Source organism: Arthrobacter sp. JCM 19049 (genome assembly GCF_001310435.1).
In genome coordinates, this window is sequence record NZ_BAXF01000601.1 from 1 (window position 1) to 1,164 (window position 1,164).

The 1,164-nt window shown below is 67.1% G+C and carries 2 pseudogenes; both read right to left on the reverse strand.

The features are described 5' to 3' along the window. A pseudogene (locus tag JCM19049_RS14845) lies at positions 1-427 on the reverse strand (OB-fold nucleic acid binding domain-containing protein); the annotation flags it as partial. A gap of 110 nt (positions 428-537) precedes the next feature. Continuing rightward, positions 538-1,164: pseudogene (locus JCM19049_RS14850) on the reverse strand (ATP phosphoribosyltransferase regulatory subunit); the annotation flags it as partial.

Below are 1,164 nucleotides of genomic sequence, written 5' to 3' on the forward strand. Positions count from 1 at the left end.
TTCGCTTCCGAACGCAGGCGCAGCGCTTGGCCGGGCCCGGGCGGCGCAGGTCAAGGTAGCGGTGGCGCAGACGCGCCTCCTCGCCGACCTCGACGTGCTCATCGATCTGGAACGGCAGCGGCGCGGAGGTGTTCAGCACCTCAACCTCATCGGCCAGGACTTCGATCTCACCGGTCGGGATGGCCGGGTTCTCATTGCCCTCGGGGCGGCGTTCGACCTTACCGGTCACCTTCAGCACGAACTCATTGCGCAGCGGGTGGAAGTCCTCCTCGTCGCGCACCACGACCTGGGCGATGCCCGAGGCGTCGCGCAGATCCAGGAACGCGACACCGCCGTGATCGCGACGACGTGCGACCCAGCCGGTGAGGGTGACCTGCTGTCCAATGTGCTCGGCGCTTAGTTCGCCCAGCTGATGAGTGCGTAGCACTACGGTCCTTTCAGTCGAAAAAGGGGGAAATCCTGTGAAGCAGGGTGCAGGCGGGGATATTGCCGCCAGCCACCCGTGGGGTTTTCTACGTGTGAGTTTAGTGCACGGCGCTAGCTGACAACATTTGTCAGGTCCTCGGCAGGCGGGGTCCAGGTGGCCGGGTCGGCGCTGAGCTGCTCGCCGGAGCGGATGTCCTTCACCTCGTGGGTGCCATCGGCGTGGGTGAACCACACGAAGGGAATCCCGCGGCGATCAGCGTACTTGATCTGCTTGCCGAACTTTTCGGCGCTGGCCGCCACCTCGCAGGCGATCCCGCGCTCACGCAGCGCCGCGGCCACGTCCTGGGCCTCGTGCCACGCCTCGTCGTTGGCCAAGGTCACATAAACCACCGACGGCACCGAGCGGGCCGCGGTGACCAGCTCCTCGGCCAGGATGCGCGAAACCAGGCGGGTCACCCCGATGGACAGGCCCACCCCCGGGTAGGTCTTCTTGCCCTTGGAGGCCAGCGACTCGTAGCGTCCGCCGGAGCAGATCGAGCCCAGGGACTCGTGGCCCACCAGCACGGTCTCGTACACGGTGCCGGTGTAGTAATCCAGGCGCGGGCGATGGACAGGTCGGCGACGACGTTGCCCGGGGCGCGCCTGGAGGCGGCGGCAATCACCTGGGAGAGCTCGTCCAGCCCGGTTTCCAGCAGCTCGTGCTCCACGCCCAGGGCGCGTACCTGCTCCACGAAGGAG